This window comes from Streptosporangium sp. NPDC006013 (genome assembly GCF_040614275.1).
Classification (GTDB): domain Bacteria; phylum Actinomycetota; class Actinomycetes; order Streptosporangiales; family Streptosporangiaceae; genus Streptosporangium.
This window is the reverse complement of sequence record NZ_JBEXUE010000013.1, coordinates 1-15,378: the sequence shown is the minus strand read 5'-3', so window position 1 is coordinate 15,378 and position 15,378 is coordinate 1. Positions and strand designations below refer to the sequence as shown.

Genomic DNA, 15,378 nt, shown 5'->3' with positions numbered 1-15,378 from the left:
CCCCCGCGGGTCAGGACACCCGGGATGGGGCGGCGGTCCAGGTGTCGCAGGCGGCGGGGGAGACCGCACGGTAGCCGCGTTCGAACCAGCGGACCCGGTTGGCGCCGCTGCCGTGGGTGTGGCGCTCACCCTCGTCACCGCTGGCGCGGAGCGTCTCGGACAGCACCTTCCAGTCCTGCTCGGTACGTGGCAGGGAGTCCCGTACGCTGCCCAGGAACACCCCCGACAGGCAGTCGGCCTGGAGTTCGTAGCGGCGGCGGAGTTCGGCCTGGCGGGGGAGGTCGGCGTGGGCGCGCCTCTCGTAGCGGTCCCAGACGCCGGTGAGGCTCTGCAGGTGGTGGCCGTACTCGTGGGCCGCCACCTTGAAGGGGTACAGATCGGTGCGGTCCTCGATCCAGGCGCCGGTGAGCAGGAACACCAGCGTGGCTCGTTTCGTGCAGTAGAAGGCGTCCGCGTCCTGGGGCCAGGGTATTCCGCAGACGCGCCGCGCGGGCTCGGAGTAGAGGCGGACCGTGGGCGTGCGGAACCGCAGCCCGGCCCGAGCGAAGTGGGCGGACCACGAGGTGTTCAGACATTTCATGACCGCGGTGAGGTACTCGCCCGGCTGCGGAACGCCTCTGTCGACGAGCGGCGGCTCCGGGCACGAGGTGGCCGCCAGCCTGCCGGACTTCAGCAACGAGGGCTTGGGGGCGGAGGCCTGCGCGACTCCGGCGGGCAGGACGGCAAGACACACGGCGACCAGCGGGACCCAACGTCGGAGAGGTCGCCGGAAACCGGCGCGGGGCGGGAGGAAGCGCATGATCGGACAGCTTAGAACTCCCGGCGCCTTTGCCGCGCACGCGCACGCGACTCGCGCCGGCCCGTCGTCCGGGTGGCGATCGGCGGATCAGCGTGTTGAGGCGCCGTCCCATCCTCGCGCCGCAGGGCTCACGTCCTCCGCCGCCTGGCGGGCGTTCCCCGGCGTTACGCCGAAGGCCCGTTTGAACGCGCGGCAGAACGCCGCCTCGGACCGGTAGCCGAAGCGGCGGGCGACCACCGAGAGCGGCTCCGATGTCTGCCGAAGGTGCATGCGGGCCAACTGCATGCGCCAGTGGGCGAGATAGCGCATGGCGGGCTCGCCGGCCAGGTCGGTGAAGCGCGCCGAGAAGGCCGAGCGCGACATGCCGACCTCCTGCGCGAGCGAGGCGACGCTCCACTGCCGTTCGGGCGCGCGGTGGATCAACGCGAGCGCCCGCCCCACCTGCTCGTCGCGCAGGGCGGCCAGCCAGCCCTGATTCGCCTCGGGCGCCGAGTCGAGCCAGGAACGGATCGCCTGGATGACGAGGATGTCGGCGAGCCGGGTGATGACGGTCTCCCCGCCCGGTCGCAGGGCGAGAGCCTCGCGGGAGATGAACTGGAGCGTGCTGTTGAGCCAGTTGGCGTCGTCGTCCCAGGCGTCGATGTGCAGCACCTCGGGAAGCTGCGAGACGAGGCGCTGGGCCGCCACATGGTCGAAGCGCACGACACCGTAGGTGGCGTGCGTGCAATCCCCGCCGCCACCGTGGCGCATGATCTCGTAACACTCGCTGACCTGCTCGACCGGTATGTCGAAGAGCGGTTCGGTGTCGGCGTCGGGACCGCTCCGCAGCCGGTGCGGGGTGCCGTGCGGGATCAGGGTGAGGCTGCCCTGCCGGAGCAGGCGCGGCTCGGTTCCGTCGACCTCCAGCAGGCAGCGGCCCGCGGTGACGACCAGCAACGTCATCGACCCGTCGAGCGCCGGTACGTCGACCCCCCACGGCGCGGTGAGTTCGGCACGACAGTAGAGGGTGCCGGTCAGCCGGAGCAGGTGCAGGGTCTCACCCAGCAGGTCGGCGGGAGCCGGAAACGGGCGAGGGGCACTCGGCATAGCCGTCATGGTGTCACCGCTCTCGACCAACCGTCCACAAGGCTGGACGAACAGCAAAGAAGGGCGGATTTTTTTCTATTGTTAGTCCAGAAGTGCCGCACAAGACTGGACTCACCAGCAACCAAAGGAGCATCCAGAGCATGCGGCGACCCCATACCCTCGTCATCGGCTCGACAGGCAAGACCGGCCGGCGAATCGTGCAACGGCTCGCCGAGCGCGGCCACCCGGTCAGGGGCGGCTCGCGCCACCTCGACCCGCCCTTCGACTGGGAACGGCCCGACACCTGGCCCCAGGCGCTGCGCGGCGCCGAATCCGTCTACATCTCCTACTTCCCCGACCTCGCGGCGCCCGGCGCCCCGGCCGCGATCGAGGAGCTGACCGCGTGCGCGGCCGACGCGGGCGTCCAGCGGCTGGTGCTGCTCTCCGGCCGGGGCGAGCCCAACGCGCAGCGCTGCGAGCGGATCGTCAGCGAGTCCGGCCTGAGCCACACGCTCATCCGGACGAGCTGGTTCTCGCAGAACTTCAGCGAGGGCCACCTACGGGATTCGGTGCTCGGCGGTGTGATCGCGCTGCCGGCCGGCGAGGTCGCGGAACCGTTCGTCGACGTCGACGACATCGCCGACGTCGCGGTCGCCGCCCTCACCGACGACCGTCACTCCGGCCGGCTCTACGAGCTCACCGGGCCACGCCTGCTGACCTTCCACGAGGCCGCGGCCGAGATCGCGAAGGCCGCGGACCGGCAGGTCGAGTACGTCGCCGTCTCCCCGGAGGTGTTTCACGCCGCCCTGGAGCAGAGCGTCGGGCTCGGCTATGCCGACCTGCTCACGGACCTGTGCAAAGAGGTGTTCGACGGACGCAACGCCTCGCCGGCCCACGGCGTGCGCGAGGCGCTCGGCCGCGAGCCCCGCGACTTCACCGACTTCTGCCGTACGGCCGCCGCCTCCGGGGTGTGGAGATGACGAGCCCGCCGTACCTGCCGGAGGGAGCGGTGAAGATGCGGAACGCGAGACCGCTGAGACTCGTCCTGTTCGTGTCCGGTGTGGTGGCGATCGGGATCGGCGCGGCGACACTGTTCGCGCCCGCGGCCTTCCACGGCACCAACGGCATCGAACTCGGGAGCGACGCCGGCCTGCTCAGCGAGACCCGGGCCGCGGGCGGCGCACTGCTGGCGGCCGGTGTGCTGGTCGTGCTCGGCGCGTTCGTCGCACGGCTGGCCTTCACCGCCACGGTCGTCGGTGCCGCGACCTACCTCGCTTACGGTCTGTCCCGCCTGCTGAGCATCGCGCTGGACGGGATACCGGCGAGCGGGCTGGTGCTCGCGGCCGCGCTGGAGATAATCATCGGGCTGGCCTGTGTCTTCGTCCTCGTGCGGTATCGCCACCATGGCGGACGAGAGACCTCGGCCTGAGCGGTCAGTGGCGGGACAGGGTGCGGGTGATGCCGGTGGCGATGGTGGTGACCAGCACCCAGCCCGCGATCACCAGCCCGTAGGCGACCCACTGGCCGGCGCCGACGGGCTGGTACGCCTTCTCCTGCCCGAAGTCGATCACCGGGAGCAGCAGATCCAGCGTGTAGAACAGCGCGTTGAAAACGGGACCCTTGCCGGGTTCGGCGCGGGGCGGGTTGTGCACGGCGAACACGACGGCACCGGTGACGAGCAGGGTCAGAAACCACAGGGCGGCACGGACCGGACGGTAGCCGTACCCGACCGTGACGTCCTGCAGCCACCCCCAGGCCCGCGCGTACCGCGGCAGCGCGGCGCGCTGCCGTCGCTGCTTGACCAGCAGCACGGTACGGGCGTCGACGTCCTGACCCAGCCGCCGGTAGGTGGCGGCGAGCTGCTCGTACGGCTGCGGCACGTATCCGTCGGGGTCGTCCCGCAGCCAGGCCAGGCGCCGGGCGGCGGGCAGCCTCGGTTCCAGGGCCTCGTAGCCGAGACCGTCCTGGCGACGCGGCGACCAGGTCGCGGGGTCGTCGCGGATGACCCCGATCTGGGCGTGCCGCAGGTCGACCTCGCCCTCGGGCGGCTATGCAGGGCGCAGGTCCAGCTCGCGGGTCTGTAGTTGCCGGGCGTTCAGGGCGTTGCCGCCCGGTGCGGACAGGGTCGCGTCGTGCAGGTTCAGATACCGGTCGATCCGGGCCCCGATCAGGGTGAGCTCGCCTTCCGCGAGGAAGCCGCGCCCGCACTCCAGGCCGGCGCCGACGCTCGCCCCGGCGAGATCGAGCGCCTGGCCACCCGGGTTGCTCAGCCGGGCACCGCTGAAGTCGGCGAACGTCCCGATGCGCGCGTCGGCGAGACGGACCGCGCCGTCGGCCCGGAACCCCTTGGTGCACGACAGCCCGCCGCCGACGCTCACCCCGTCGGCATCGAGCACGACCCCGCCGGGCGCGGCCAGGCTCGCGCCGACCAGGTCCAGCGACCCCGAGACGCGCGCCTGGGAGAGATCCACCCGCCCCTCGGCGCTGAGCTCGTCCGCGTCGAAGCTCCCCTCGACCTGCAGCTCCGCGGCCTGGAGCGCGTCACCGCCGGGACAGGTCAGGCGGGCGCCGCTCAGGCTGAGCTCCCGGTCGATCCGCGAGTTGGCCAGCCGTACGGTGCCCGTCGCGGTGAACCCGGCGCCCAGGTACAGCCCGCCCTCGGCGGTGATCCTGGAACCCCGGAAGACCATCTGACCGGGATGGTCGATCGTGGTCCCGGTGAAGCCGAACGGCCCGGTCACCCGGGCGTTGCGCAGGCTGACCATCCCGGTGACCGTCATCCACCGGCAGAAGACGCTCCCGTCGGCGATCAGCCCGTCCATGTTCAGCGCGCTCCGGCCGGAGGCCGCCAGACGGGCATGATCCAGAATCACGGTGCCGCTCACCTTGACGTTGGAGAAGCTGACCTGGTCCGTGGCGCCGAGCCCGATCGCGGCGATGCCCCGCCCCGCCTGGAGCCGGTCGCAGTCGATCTCCAGGCTCCGCGCGTGGCTCAGCGTGAGGCTTCCGGCGAGCTGGGCTCCGCGCAGTTCCACCGGGCCGGTGAACACGCATCCCTCCAGCAGCAGATGCCCGTCGACCTGCGCGTTGGAGGCGTACAGGCCCGGCAGGTGGGAGCCGTTGAAGCTCAGCTGCGGGCAGCGCGCCCAGTGCAGGCTGGGTTTCTCCGCGAAGAAGCAGGACAGGAACCGGGCGGAGTGGCGGAGGGTGGAGTAGGCCAGGTTCACCCACTCGGTGATCCGGGCCCCCTTGATCCGGAGCGCCGGGATCCGGTGCGACCGGGGCGGCTCCTCGCTCATCAGCAGGACGGCGATCACCCTGGCCCGGACCGTCCGCCCCTCGTCCCAGGCCGCCCCTGCCGCCGGGTCGTCCTCCTCCGGCTTCCCGGTGGTGAAGTCGACCTCCTCCCCAAGTGGAAACGCCTCCCACACCCGGCGCTCCGCCTCGGACAAGTCCTCAACCCGCACATCGCCCCCCTTTGCCCAAACACTGCCACCTTTTGATCGTTTGCGTCCAGAGAAGGGTTGTCTGGTGGCGGCTTCGGCGGTTGCCAGGCGGCCGGGCGGTAGTTCAGGGCGATGGCGCCGGAGCCGAAGGCCGCGCTGCCGGCCGGTTTCCGATCCCGGAGGCTCGCCCCACCGCCGGGCACGGGCGACGGGGCGAGCGACCCGGTGTCAGTCCTGTGGCACGCGGAGAGCCCTGGCGGCGGTGACCATGTTGCGCAGGGAGGCACTGGTCTCGGGGTAGCCGCGGGTCTTCAGGCCGCAGTCGGGGTTGACCCACAGGCGGGTCGGGTCGACGGCCTGAAGGGCGCGCCGCAGGTTCTGCTCGATCTCCTCGGAGGACGGGACGCGGGGCGAGTGGATGTCGTAGACGCCGGGGCCGATGCCGCTCTGGTAGCCGGCGTCGCGCAGGTCGGCGACGAGTTCCATGTCGGAGCGGGCGGCCTCGACGCTGGTGACGTCGGCGTCGAGGTCGCCGATCGCACCGATGATCTCCCCGAACTCGGAGTAGCACATGTGGGTGTGGATCTGGGTGGAGTCGGCGACTCCGCAGGTGGCCAGCCGGAACGCGCCGACGGCCCAGGCCAGATAGGCGGCGTGCTCGTCCCCGCGGAGCGGCAGGAGCTCGCGCAGGGCGGGTTCGTCGACCTGGATGATGCGGATTCCTGCGGCCTCCAGATCGTGGATCTCGTCGCGGAGGGCGAGGGCGACCTGGCGGGCGGTGTCGGCCAGGGGCTGGTCGTCGCGGACGAACGACCAGGCGAGCATGGTGACCGGGCCGGTGAGCATGCCCTTGACGGGCCTGTCGGTGAGGGACTGCGCGTAGGTGGCCCAGCCGATCGTCATCGGCTCCGGCCGGAAGACATCGCTGTGCAGGATCGGCGGACGGACGCAGCGCGACCCGTAGGACTGGACCCAGCCGTGATCGGTGGCGGCGTACCCGTCGAGCCGTTCGGCGAAGTACTGCACCATGTCGTTGCGTTCGGGCTCGCCATGGACGAGGACGTCCAGGCCGAGTTCCTCCTGCAGGGCGATCACCCGCTCGACCTCCTCCCTCATGGCCTGCTGGTAGGCCGCGTGGGTGAGCTGCCCGGCCTTGTGGGCGGCGCGGGCCTTGCGGATCTCGGGGGTCTGCGGGAACGAGCCGATCGTGGTGGTCGCCAGGTCCGGCAGGCGCAGCGCGGCCCGTTGGGCGGCGAACCTCGCGGCCCGGTCGCCACGGCGGACGCCGTCGCCGAGCATGTCGAGACGGGCCCGGACCCGGTGGTCGACCGTGGCGGTCTCGACCTCGGTGGCGGGGAGCGGGCCGGGGGCACCGGAACGCGAGGCCCGGCCGAGGGCGACGACTTCGGCGACCTTCTGCCGGGCGAAGGCCAGACGACCCCGGACGGCCGGGTCCAGCGCGGTCTCGGCGTCCAGGTCGAGCGGGACGTGCAGCAGCGAGCAGGAGGTGCTCACCTCGACCTGGTCGGCCAGGCCGAGCAGGACCGCGCAGGTCGCCTTCGCCCGCTGAACGTCGGTACGCCACACGTTGCGGCCGTCCACCACCCCGGCGACGACGGTCTTGCGGGGTAGTCCGCCGACGGAGGCGAGCACGCCGAGATTGCCCGGCCCGGCGACGAAGTCCAGACCAACCGCCTCGACACGGGTTGCGGCCAGCATGCGCAGCGCGTCCGCGTCGACCGTACCGAAGTAGGTCGCCACCAGGATCCGGGGCCTGTTGGGCAGCTCGCCGAGACGTTCGTAGACGCGGGCGAGCGCGGCGATCTCCTCGGCGTTCCGGTCGGCGACCAGGGCGGGCTCGTCGAGCTGTACCCACCGCGCGCCCGCCCCGGCGAGCCGTTCCAGCAGGTCGGCGTAGACCTCGACGAGCTCGTCGAGCAGGCCGAGAGGCCGGAATCCGGCGGGCGCGCCGGGCGAGGCCTTGGCGAGCAGCAGATAGGTGAGGGGACCGACCAGCACCGGGCGGGTCTCCACCCCCAGGGCCCTGGCCTCCGCGTATTCGACCAGCGGCTTGGACCGTGCCCCGTCGGCCAGCCGGAACCGGGTGTCCGGCCCCACCTCGGGCACAATGTAGTGATAGTTGGTGTCGAACCACTTGGTCATCTCCAGCGCCGGGACGTCCTGGACGCCGCGGGCCATGGCGAAGTACCGGTCCAGGCCGGTCAGGTGCCGGTAACGGCCGGGCACCGCGTCGACCATGACGCTGGTGTCGAGTACCTGGTCGTAGAGGGAGAACGTGTTCGACGGGATCGTGTCGAGGCCCGCGTCGCGCAGGCCCGTCCAGACCTCCTGGCGCAGGACCTCGGCCGTCTTCGCCAGGGCGGTGGCGTCGGAGCGCCCGGCCCAGTAGTCCTCGGTGGCGAACTTCAGTTCCCGGTGTGTCCCGATACGGGGGTATCCGAGGATCGTCGTTTGCATGGCAGCTTCCCTCGCTGAGCCACGGGCGGCCGGGCAGGAGGGAAGGAGCGCGCGGCGCGCGTCCCTGGCCCTCCCACGAGGCCGCGGACCACCGCGCGCCGAACGGCGCACGGGCGGAGGCAGGTCTTCGGACTCGCGGGCGCCACACCTGGGACAGGCATGTCCTACTGGCCGTCGCTTCCCAGGCCCAAAGGCCCAGTGCGTGGTGACGGCGGTCGTTCCCACTCACCGCTGCGGGGCAGTCCCGGATTCCCACCGGGTTCCCTCTTACGACATCCAGATCCCAGGGACCTGGATGAACCATCCGCGCCCAGGAGTCTAACCGGGCGGGCGGCATTTATCCCGTTGAGTTCTCGGAGACGATCTGTAGGTTGTCAGCATGTCTTCGTCGCTTCGCCTGGAGAAGGTCACCGCGGACAACGTCGAGGCCGCGTGCCGGCTGAAGGTGCGACCCGACCAGGAGGAGTTCGTGGACCCGGTCGCGTGGTCACTCGCCGAGGCGTACGCGCAGCCTGAGATCGCCTGGCCTCGACTGATCTTCGACGGCGAGCAGCTGGTGGGCTTCGTCATGGGCTTCTTCATGGTCCGTTTCAACCCGGACGATCCGGATGACACGCCCCGCTGTGGAATCTGGCGGCTGAACATCGCCGCCGATCAGCAGGGGCGGGGATATGGCCGCTTCGCGGTGGAGTCCGTGTGCGCGGAGGTCCGCAGACGTGGGCAGACCCGCGCGACGGTTACCTGGGCTCAGGGAGAGCAAGGGCCCGAGCGCTTCTACCTCCGGCTCGGCTTTCGCCCGACCGGCGAGAAGAGCGGCGATCAGGTCGTCGGCGAGCTGGCCCTGACCGGGCACCGAGATGGATTCCAGATGGGTCCGGCCGAGGTCCGCCGCCTGACGGCCGAGGACTGGAGGACGTTCCGTGATGTCCGGCTCGCGGCACTGGCGGACGCACCGGAGGCCTTCTCCTCCTCACTCGGGCGGGAACAGGCGTACGACGAGGCACGGTGGCGTGCCGGGATGCTGCCGGAGCGCGGGGTGAAGGCGGTCGCGGTCGTTGAGGGCCGGGTGGCCGGGGTCGCCGGCGGCTGGGTGCCCGAAGACCGGGGTGGGGCGGTCGAGGTGTACGGCATGTGGGTCGATCCGGCCGTGCGAGGCGCCGGGGTCGGTGCCCTGCTCGTCGAGGAAGTCGTCGCGTGGGCCGCCGAGCACGGGCATCGGAGGGTCGAGCTGTGGGTCGTGGACGGCAACGACGGGGCGGCCCGGCTGTACCGGCGCCTGGGCTTCGAGGCCACCGGCGAGTCCGAGCCGCACACCAACGACCCCGGCGTCCACGAACGGCTCATGGTCCGCGTGCTCGACGCCGGGCCCCGGGGCCCTCACGGCACCTGAGGATTCGTTAGGGCTGGGAGGCTTCGCCGGCGAGCTCAGGCGGCCGGTGTGTTGGAGAGGCAGACGCGGCAGCCTTTGTGTCAGTGGTTCGCCACCCCTCACCCGGTGCCGAGTGTCCTTTCGAAGATGCCGTAGGCGTCCGGGGTGAACAGTACGAACCGCAGGTCCGTGACCTGTGTCGGTGCGCTGCGTACGGTGCCGAGCGCGATGCGGGCGGCGTCGTCGATGGGCCAGCGGTAGATCCCGGTGGATATCGCGGGGAAGGCGACGCTGGTCGCGCCCAGCTCGTCGGCGACCCGGAGGGATTCGCGGTAGCAGGAGGCCAGCAGGTGCGAGCGGTCCTCGGTGGGAGAGAAGACGGGGCCGACGGTGTGGATGACCCAGCGGGCCGGCAGGTCGCCCGCGACGGTGGCCACGGCCTGGCCGGTCGGCAGCCCCTTGCCGTAGTGCGAGGCGCGCAGCTCGCGGCAGGCGGCCAGGATCGCGGGGCCGCCACGCCGGTGGATGGCCCCGTCGACCCCGCCGCCTCCCAGCAGCGAGGAGTTGGCGGCGTTGACGACGGCGTCGACCCGCTGCGCGGTGATGTCCCCTTGGACCAGCGTGATCTGCACGAAGCCGAGTCTGCCAGTGGAACCTCGATTTCCGGCACCGATTCCACCGGCTTGACGCGGGTCCTCGCGCACCCGCTGAACCTCAGCCAGGAAGAGCGCGAGGTTCCGCCGGAGCGCCGGAGCGCTCGGCCACGTCGATCGCGGCGGCGGCCAGGGCCAGCACGGGGAAGATCGCGTGTGACGGTACCCGGTAGACTCCCCGCTCGGGCTGCTCGACCAGCCCGGCCGAGGCCAGCGTCTTGAGGTGGTGGTACAGCTGGCCGGGGGAGGCGAGGGCCAGCTCGGCCTGCAGGTCGGCGACCGGCTTGGGCCCGACGACCAGCAACTGCAGGATCTCGAAGCGCGCCGGATGCCCGGCGGCGGCCAGCACCGCGGCCAACGGCCCGGTCGGCTGCTGAAGCAACCAGCCGGGGCTGCGGGTCACCTCCCACAGCCACTGGTAACCGCCGAGTCTGGCCTGGCCGCCGTAGGTGATCAGGCCGGTGTCGTCGCCGACCGCCGGTGGCTTGGGGACGGTGAGCGCGGCCTCGAGGGCGGCGACCCGTGCCTCGAGGTCCTGGAGCCGGTCGTCGACACTGGTCAGGGTTGCCTCACTTCAATGCTGTGCGGACTTTCGCGAAGAAGACGGGATCGGTCGCCATCCGCACAATGAACTGCTGATGAGCATAGCTGCGCATCCCGGAGAACCAGGTCGCCTCAGGCAGTCGCCGCAGGGCGAGGACGATCTCGCGGGGCTTCTCACCTGGCCGGACGATGTACATGGCCTCGCTGATGACGCCGGGCAGCGCGCCACCCTTGGTGCCGATGAGGAGCGTGCTGGGGTCGGCGCCGGGCTGGCGCATCGGCCACTCCAGGTGCTTGCTCGCCGTCTTGTCCTTCCTGAGTCCGGCGAGCACCTCGCGCAGAACGCCAGGTTCGACGCGGGTCACGGTTTCGGCCCAGGTGGCCTGCTGGGCAAAGCCGGGGAGCGTGGGCCGCACCTGCGTACCGGCCTTGACGTAGTTCTTCAGACAGACGTCGGCGGGCAGCGTGCAGCCGCCGAAGGCGCGTAGTATCTCGCCGTTGATGGTACCGACGCCGGTCTGCGCGATCTTGCGCAGCGCGCCGGGGCCGAGGCGGTCACGCAGCAGGTCGGCGGCGGCGTTGTCACTCTCCTCGATCATGGCGGAGACGACCTGGTCGAGCGTGACGCTCGCACCGGGCTTGAGCCGTTCGAGTGCCGCTTCGTGGGCACCACCATCGGTGCCGGGCAGGTGGTAGGCGTTCCACAGGGCCACGGAGACGCGTTCGCCCGGCTTGACCCTTCCCTTGCGGACGGCGTCGGCGTAGGCGGCGAGATGGATGATCTTGGTGGTCGACGCCACAGGGGTGAGGCGATCGGCGTTGTGGCTGATGCCCTGGGTCACCAGCGCGACGTCGTCGGGGTGGGCCTGGATGTAGGCGAGTACGGCCTCAACGTCCTTGAGTTCGGCGGGGTCGGCGCCGGCACCGGTCATCGGGGCCACCAGCGCTGTGGTCAGGAGCATGCTGAGGATGGGTTGCATTCCTCGATTTAACCATAAATTCGAAATTTCGGAATATCGAGTTTTGAGGCTGACGGGTAGTGGCCGCGGTCACTGCCCGATGATGAGCGTCGATCGCCGACCGGTGAGGCGATGACCTGCCGGGTGCCTCACTGAGAAGTGGTCGACTACGGAAGGGGTGGGGACCTTCTTTGCCGGAGAGGTGGCCGGGGGCGGCGGCGACCGGTTATCGCCCTCCTGCTCGGTGCCCTGGAGGCAGGCTGACGAGACACGACCAGGCCGGGACGTGTCGCGGGTACGCCGTTGTCCACCGATGAAAGAGGATCTCGGATGGGCGAGGCCGACATCGCGCGATTCCGCGCCACGGTTCAACTCGGCCGTAGTAGTTCGACGAGCTCCGGGGCGATGCCGGGGAATTTCCGGTCCGCGGTGAGCAGTGCGTCGGCCCCCACCGTACGGGCGGTCGCGATGATGAGGGCGTCCGGTACCCGGATTGTCAGGTCCGCGGCTCTGAGCAGGGCCGCGCTCTCGGCCGTCGCCTCGTCCACCTCGACGATCCGGTCGATGACGGCGGCACGGAACGCCTCAAGCATCTTCTCGGCCGCGGCCCCCTTGCGGACCGCACCGACCCGCAGTTCGCTCCAGGTGATCACGGAGACGGCGAACGAGGCCGCCTTGCCCTCCCAGCGGCGGACCGCGTCACCGGCGTGGCCGTGCAGCGCGTCGTCAGGATTGAGCAGGCCGGCGATGACGTTGGTGTCGAGCATCACTGTTGGCACCGGTCAGCTCCAGCTCTCGCGACTCGTCTCGACGTCCACGGCCTCGGTGAAGCCGGGGATGGTGCCGATCACTCCGTCGAGACGGCTGCGGTGTCGCCGGATGATGATCTGGCCACCCTCTTCTGCGATGTCAACCGGATCCCCCGCGTGCAGGCCGAGCTTGCGCAGCACCGCCGCGGGCAGGGTCACCTGGTTCTTGCTGGAGATGCGCGCCGGCCCCGTACGCCTGGCGCGTGTTCTCTTGCCGTGCTCCATAACCTTTACTGTAGCCATCACAAGTAAAGGCTGAACGGCGTTACCTTGGGTGTGTGGGTGATTTCGAAAAGTTACCACCCCTCGCCGGTCAGGTGAACCTGAGCGTGATGGCGTCGCTGTGTCCGGACCAGTTCAACGTCAGACGCCAGCACCCAGCCTTGGGCAGGTTGACCGACGAAGGCCCGGGGCCTCCGTCGATCTCGCGGACCACCGACGTCGTCGTCCCGTCCAGCGTCGCCTTGATGGTCAGCGGCCGCATCGGCTGCTGCGGCAGCCGCGAGACCCAGAGAATCTTGTTCGTGACCTCAGGATCGGGGGAGGCCACCAGCGGATGGCTGAACAGCACGGCGATGATGTCGCCGTGCTCGCCGAACACGTGGGCCACGCCTGAGCCGTCATCGCTGAACCCGCTCCTCGCCCAGGTGGGCAGCGCGTCCCGGGTGACGGTGGAAACGCACGCGCCCGCCGGCGGCCGGGCGCCTTCGGCTCTGGGCGCCGGACCGCTCGCCGAGCATCCTGCAGCCAGCATGACGAGTGCGCCGATGGCCGGCAGGCCATATTTGATCGCGGTCATGCTCCATCCTCCACGATGTAGAAAGATCCTCTCGTGTGGATTGTCCGCTGCGGACCGAAAGAAGGCCAGGGCGCTGTGAGCCCCCCAGGGACACTGTCGACCAGCTCGCCGAGCACCGCACTGAAGCCACCCGGCATCTCCTGGAGGAATAGTGCCGGCCGACTACGAAGGCGAACCGGCCCGGGACCGGACCTCGGAGCCGGGATGCTCGTGGCCACGTGGCCACGGCGCCGACCGCTCGGGGGGTGGGACGGAGCCCTCCCCCCTGGGGCGGCCCGGCTGAAGCCGGGGTCGGGTCAGGACACGCGCAGCGCGGCGATGAACCATTCGAAGGCAGGGACACCGGGCGGAAACGGCGGCCTGTCGTTGAGCACGCCCACGAGCTGCCAGTACCGCTCCACCCGGCGGTCGGTGAACGTCTCCACCTGGTCGGCCACCCGGGTACGGTCTCCGGCGGGCAGCTCCGGATCCACGATCCGATCCAGGATCGCCCTGCCCTCGGCCGACTCGGGGCTGATGCCGTCAGCCACCGCTCTCCCGGCGTGCTCGAGGACCAGAGTGGGGTCGTACGGCTGCGGCCCGGACTCGTCGCCGGGTGTGGCGCCGGCCACCGCCATCTGGCGTACGCGTTCCTGGAAGCCGGTGTCACCCACGAGTTCGGCGAGTTCCAGCCAGGCCTCCACCTGTTCCGGGGTGGGATCGTCCGGCAGCTCTGCCGGGATCTGGCGCATCGAGGCCGCGATGTGGGCCCCGGGCGCCTGCGGGTCGATGCCGTCGAACGTACGGTCGACGAAGTCGTCGATCATTCGCTGCCGTTCCTGAGCGGACAGGCGGATCAACTTGTGCATGAGCATCATCTCCTCGGTCGTGCTTTCCTGTTGGGCGATCGACCGCAGCACTGCCCGGCGCAGCTGGAGGGAACGGATCTGGGTGTCCAGCGCCCGCACATGTGCCCGCGCGACATCGGCCACCGTGCACTGCCTGGTAAGGACCTTCTGGACGGTGTCGAGGTCCAGCCCCAGTTCGCGTAGCGTTCGCACCAGGTCAAGCCGGGCCACCGCCTCCATGTCGTACAGGCGGAAGCCGCCCACCGACCGGCGCGTCGGCGGGATGACATCGATGTCGGACCAGAAGCGGATCGTACGCACCGACAGGCCCGTACGATCGGCGAGCTGTCCGATGGTGAGCAGCTGGTCGCGGTCGTTCACCACAGCAGCATCAACCCTCCAGCCACTGGAGAGTCAAACCGATTACGCGGTTCCTCGGGTCGATGGCCATCGGTCACCGAGCCAGGTCGCGGTTCCGAGGAGGTTCGTCACGACACCGCGTTGACCTGACCGGGCGGGAATCAGTGCACGATCCGGTTCGGCCCCGGCTCCTGACCGGCATCCGGCGAGAGGGCCCTACTCGGCAGGATCAGTGATCCGGTGGCCGAGGACAAGGCTTGATCTTGTGCGGTGGTGATTCTGTCGGTGGCGAGTCGTACGGTGGCGGCGTGATCATTATTTCGGGTTGGATCAGGGTTGATCCCGGTGCTCGTGACGCCTATCTGCGGGGCTGCGTCAGCATGGTCGAGCAGGCGCGTGCCTCGGCCGGCTGCCTCGACTTCGCGCTCGGCGCCGACCTCGTCGAAGCCGATCGGATCAACGTCTACGAGCGCTGGGAGTCCGAGGAGAGTCTCGACGCCTTCCGAGGCTCCGGGCCGAGCGACGACCAGACGGTGATGATTCGCGACGCCGAGGTGGCCCGCCACCAGATCTCCGGAGTCGGCCCCGCCTGAGCGGGTCAGCCAGGCCAGCCGGCCGGATTCGAACACGTCTCGCGTGAGATTTTCGATCCGGTGTCCGGGAAAGTTCCATAGCGCTCGTGGTGCAGGTGGGCGAAGAAGTAACACATCTCCTCGCACTCGGCATCCAGCACCGCCTTCTTCGGATCCTCGGCCACCGCGGCGTAGAAGTCGCGGCCCAGCGCGACGATGAAGCCGCGCGCATAGAGGAAACCGTCATCGGAACCGTCGGTGACCGCGTGGATGTCCGCGCGGTCGATGTCATGGAGCTTGGCCTCGACCACCCGGTCGAGGTCCGTCAGCTCGTCCGCCGACAATCCCTCGCTGATGGAGCCGAGGTTGCCCAGGAACTCCTTCAGAGCGGCTTCGACCACGGCAAACGGCGGCTTGCCGTAAAGGTCCTCGTCGGGGGCAGGCGTCCGCTGTGCCAGCTCCCGCCGCGCCTGATTGACGTCCACGCCCAGCGGTGCCCAGGCCGCCTCCACCAGGCCCCAGAAACCTTCCTCGTCCTTCATGCTCGTCGCCCCTCTCCGTGACCAACCCTGCGATCTGTTCCGCCCACACAACCAGGAGGCACTGACAATCAGCCCCGTCCGGGCGATGACCAGCCAATATCGGTTGGTGCTGAAGGTTCCACGCCTTCTCCTACCCCCTCTCTGCCAACTGCTATGA

Annotated in this window: 17 protein-coding genes and 1 riboswitch; of the genes, 4 read left to right on the top strand and 13 right to left on the bottom strand. The window is 70.1% G+C overall.

Annotated elements, in window-relative coordinates; all coding sequences use genetic code 11:
* Nucleotides 1–10: 10 nt before the first annotated feature.
* Together ABZ260_RS03850 and ABZ260_RS03845 are read right to left on the bottom strand one after the other, a co-directional pair.
* The gene (locus ABZ260_RS03850; protein WP_355612585.1) at nt 11–733 is read right to left on the bottom strand and encodes a neutral zinc metallopeptidase; all 723 of its coding nucleotides are present in this window, start codon (nt 731–733) and stop codon (nt 11–13) included.
* 153 nt (nt 734–886) lie between these two features.
* Entirely contained in the window at nt 887–1,885 is a 999-nt protein-coding gene (locus ABZ260_RS03845) for an AraC family transcriptional regulator (protein WP_355612582.1), read from the bottom strand.
* Between the two features lie 140 nt (nt 1,886–2,025).
* Between ABZ260_RS03845 and ABZ260_RS03840 the strand changes: the two genes are divergently transcribed.
* Both ABZ260_RS03840 and ABZ260_RS03835 read left to right on the top strand, forming a co-directional pair.
* On the top strand, nt 2,026–2,844 hold the full coding sequence (locus tag ABZ260_RS03840) for an NAD(P)H-binding protein (RefSeq protein WP_355612579.1): 819 nt from the start codon (nt 2,026–2,028) through the stop codon (nt 2,842–2,844).
* Nucleotides 2,841–3,293, top strand: a complete 453-nt coding sequence (locus ABZ260_RS03835; protein WP_355612576.1) for a DUF4345 domain-containing protein — start codon at nt 2,841–2,843, stop codon at nt 3,291–3,293. The genes ABZ260_RS03840 and ABZ260_RS03835 overlap by 4 nt, the downstream gene beginning before the upstream one ends.
* A gap of 4 nt (nt 3,294–3,297) precedes the next feature.
* Here ABZ260_RS03835 and ABZ260_RS03830 read toward each other — a convergent pair whose 3' ends face one another.
* The 3 genes from ABZ260_RS03830 to metE form a co-directional block, all read right to left on the bottom strand.
* Nucleotides 3,298–3,744 (bottom strand): hypothetical protein, encoded by a 447-nt coding sequence (locus ABZ260_RS03830; RefSeq protein WP_355612574.1) that lies wholly within the window; start codon nt 3,742–3,744, stop codon nt 3,298–3,300.
* A 168-nt stretch (nt 3,745–3,912) separates the two neighbouring features.
* Nucleotides 3,913–5,331: a hypothetical protein gene (locus tag ABZ260_RS03825; RefSeq protein ID WP_355612571.1), complete on the bottom strand. Its 1,419-nt coding sequence runs from the start codon at nt 5,329–5,331 to the stop codon at nt 3,913–3,915.
* A gap of 207 nt (nt 5,332–5,538) precedes the next feature.
* Nucleotides 5,539–7,788, bottom strand: coding sequence for a 5-methyltetrahydropteroyltriglutamate--homocysteine S-methyltransferase (gene metE, locus ABZ260_RS03820; RefSeq protein ID WP_355612569.1), 2,250 nt, complete (start codon nt 7,786–7,788; stop codon nt 5,539–5,541).
* Between the two features lie 100 nt (nt 7,789–7,888).
* Nucleotides 7,889–8,108, bottom strand: a riboswitch (cobalamin riboswitch).
* A gap of 59 nt (nt 8,109–8,167) precedes the next feature.
* Between metE and ABZ260_RS03815 the strand changes: the two genes are divergently transcribed.
* The gene (locus ABZ260_RS03815) at nt 8,168–9,178 is read left to right on the top strand and encodes a GNAT family N-acetyltransferase (RefSeq protein WP_355612566.1); all 1,011 of its coding nucleotides are present in this window, start codon (nt 8,168–8,170) and stop codon (nt 9,176–9,178) included.
* 98 nt (nt 9,179–9,276) lie between these two features.
* Here ABZ260_RS03815 and ABZ260_RS03810 read toward each other — a convergent pair whose 3' ends face one another.
* The 7 genes from ABZ260_RS03810 to ABZ260_RS03780 form a co-directional block, all read right to left on the bottom strand.
* The gene (locus ABZ260_RS03810) at nt 9,277–9,789 is read right to left on the bottom strand and encodes an O-acetyl-ADP-ribose deacetylase (protein ID WP_355612563.1); all 513 of its coding nucleotides are present in this window, start codon (nt 9,787–9,789) and stop codon (nt 9,277–9,279) included.
* 82 nt (nt 9,790–9,871) lie between these two features.
* On the bottom strand, nt 9,872–10,213 hold the full coding sequence (locus ABZ260_RS03805; RefSeq protein ID WP_355612560.1) for a helix-turn-helix domain-containing protein: 342 nt from the start codon (nt 10,211–10,213) through the stop codon (nt 9,872–9,874).
* A gap of 166 nt (nt 10,214–10,379) precedes the next feature.
* Nucleotides 10,380–11,315 (bottom strand): serine hydrolase, encoded by a 936-nt coding sequence (locus tag ABZ260_RS03800; protein WP_355612557.1) that lies wholly within the window; start codon nt 11,313–11,315, stop codon nt 10,380–10,382.
* Nucleotides 11,316–11,680: 365 nt separating this feature from the next.
* Nucleotides 11,681–12,091 carry a type II toxin-antitoxin system VapC family toxin gene (locus ABZ260_RS03795; protein WP_355612555.1) on the bottom strand — a complete coding sequence of 137 codons (411 nt, stop codon included), beginning with the start codon at nt 12,089–12,091 and terminating at the stop codon, nt 11,681–11,683.
* A 3-nt stretch (nt 12,092–12,094) separates the two neighbouring features.
* The gene (locus tag ABZ260_RS03790) at nt 12,095–12,346 is read right to left on the bottom strand and encodes an AbrB/MazE/SpoVT family DNA-binding domain-containing protein (protein ID WP_355612552.1); all 252 of its coding nucleotides are present in this window, start codon (nt 12,344–12,346) and stop codon (nt 12,095–12,097) included.
* Nucleotides 12,347–12,434: 88 nt separating this feature from the next.
* Nucleotides 12,435–12,920: a hypothetical protein gene (locus ABZ260_RS03785; protein ID WP_355612549.1), complete on the bottom strand. Its 486-nt coding sequence runs from the start codon at nt 12,918–12,920 to the stop codon at nt 12,435–12,437.
* Between the two features lie 296 nt (nt 12,921–13,216).
* Nucleotides 13,217–14,128 carry a MerR family transcriptional regulator gene (locus ABZ260_RS03780; RefSeq protein ID WP_355612546.1) on the bottom strand — a complete coding sequence of 304 codons (912 nt, stop codon included), beginning with the start codon at nt 14,126–14,128 and terminating at the stop codon, nt 13,217–13,219.
* Nucleotides 14,129–14,415: 287 nt separating this feature from the next.
* On the opposite strand from ABZ260_RS03780, the gene ABZ260_RS03775 reads away from it, so the two are divergent.
* The gene (locus tag ABZ260_RS03775; RefSeq protein ID WP_355612543.1) at nt 14,416–14,700 is read left to right on the top strand and encodes an antibiotic biosynthesis monooxygenase family protein; all 285 of its coding nucleotides are present in this window, start codon (nt 14,416–14,418) and stop codon (nt 14,698–14,700) included.
* Nucleotides 14,701–14,705: 5 nt separating this feature from the next.
* Here the strand turns inward: ABZ260_RS03775 and ABZ260_RS03770 are convergent.
* Nucleotides 14,706–15,378: DUF4240 domain-containing protein (locus ABZ260_RS03770; RefSeq protein ID WP_355612540.1), on the bottom strand; the 673-nt coding region annotated here is incomplete at its 5' end.

Excerpts from the sequence above, each read along its gene's own strand:
- ABZ260_RS03845 (WP_355612582.1), bottom strand. The coding sequence starts at position 1,885 with ATGCCGAGTGCCCCTCGCCCGTTTCCGGCTCCCGCCGACCTGCTGGGT.
- ABZ260_RS03840 (WP_355612579.1), top strand. The coding sequence starts at position 2,026 with ATGCGGCGACCCCATACCCTCGTCATCGGCTCGACAGGCAAGACCGGC.
- ABZ260_RS03835 (WP_355612576.1), top strand. The coding sequence starts at position 2,841 with ATGACGAGCCCGCCGTACCTGCCGGAGGGAGCGGTGAAGATGCGGAAC.
- metE (WP_355612569.1), bottom strand. The coding sequence starts at position 7,788 with ATGCAAACGACGATCCTCGGATACCCCCGTATCGGGACACACCGGGAA.
- ABZ260_RS03815 (WP_355612566.1), top strand. The coding sequence starts at position 8,168 with ATGTCTTCGTCGCTTCGCCTGGAGAAGGTCACCGCGGACAACGTCGAG.
- ABZ260_RS03800 (WP_355612557.1), bottom strand. The coding sequence starts at position 11,315 with ATGCTCCTGACCACAGCGCTGGTGGCCCCGATGACCGGTGCCGGCGCC.
- ABZ260_RS03790 (WP_355612552.1), bottom strand. The coding sequence starts at position 12,346 with ATGGAGCACGGCAAGAGAACACGCGCCAGGCGTACGGGGCCGGCGCGC.
- ABZ260_RS03785 (WP_355612549.1), bottom strand. The coding sequence starts at position 12,920 with ATGACCGCGATCAAATATGGCCTGCCGGCCATCGGCGCACTCGTCATG.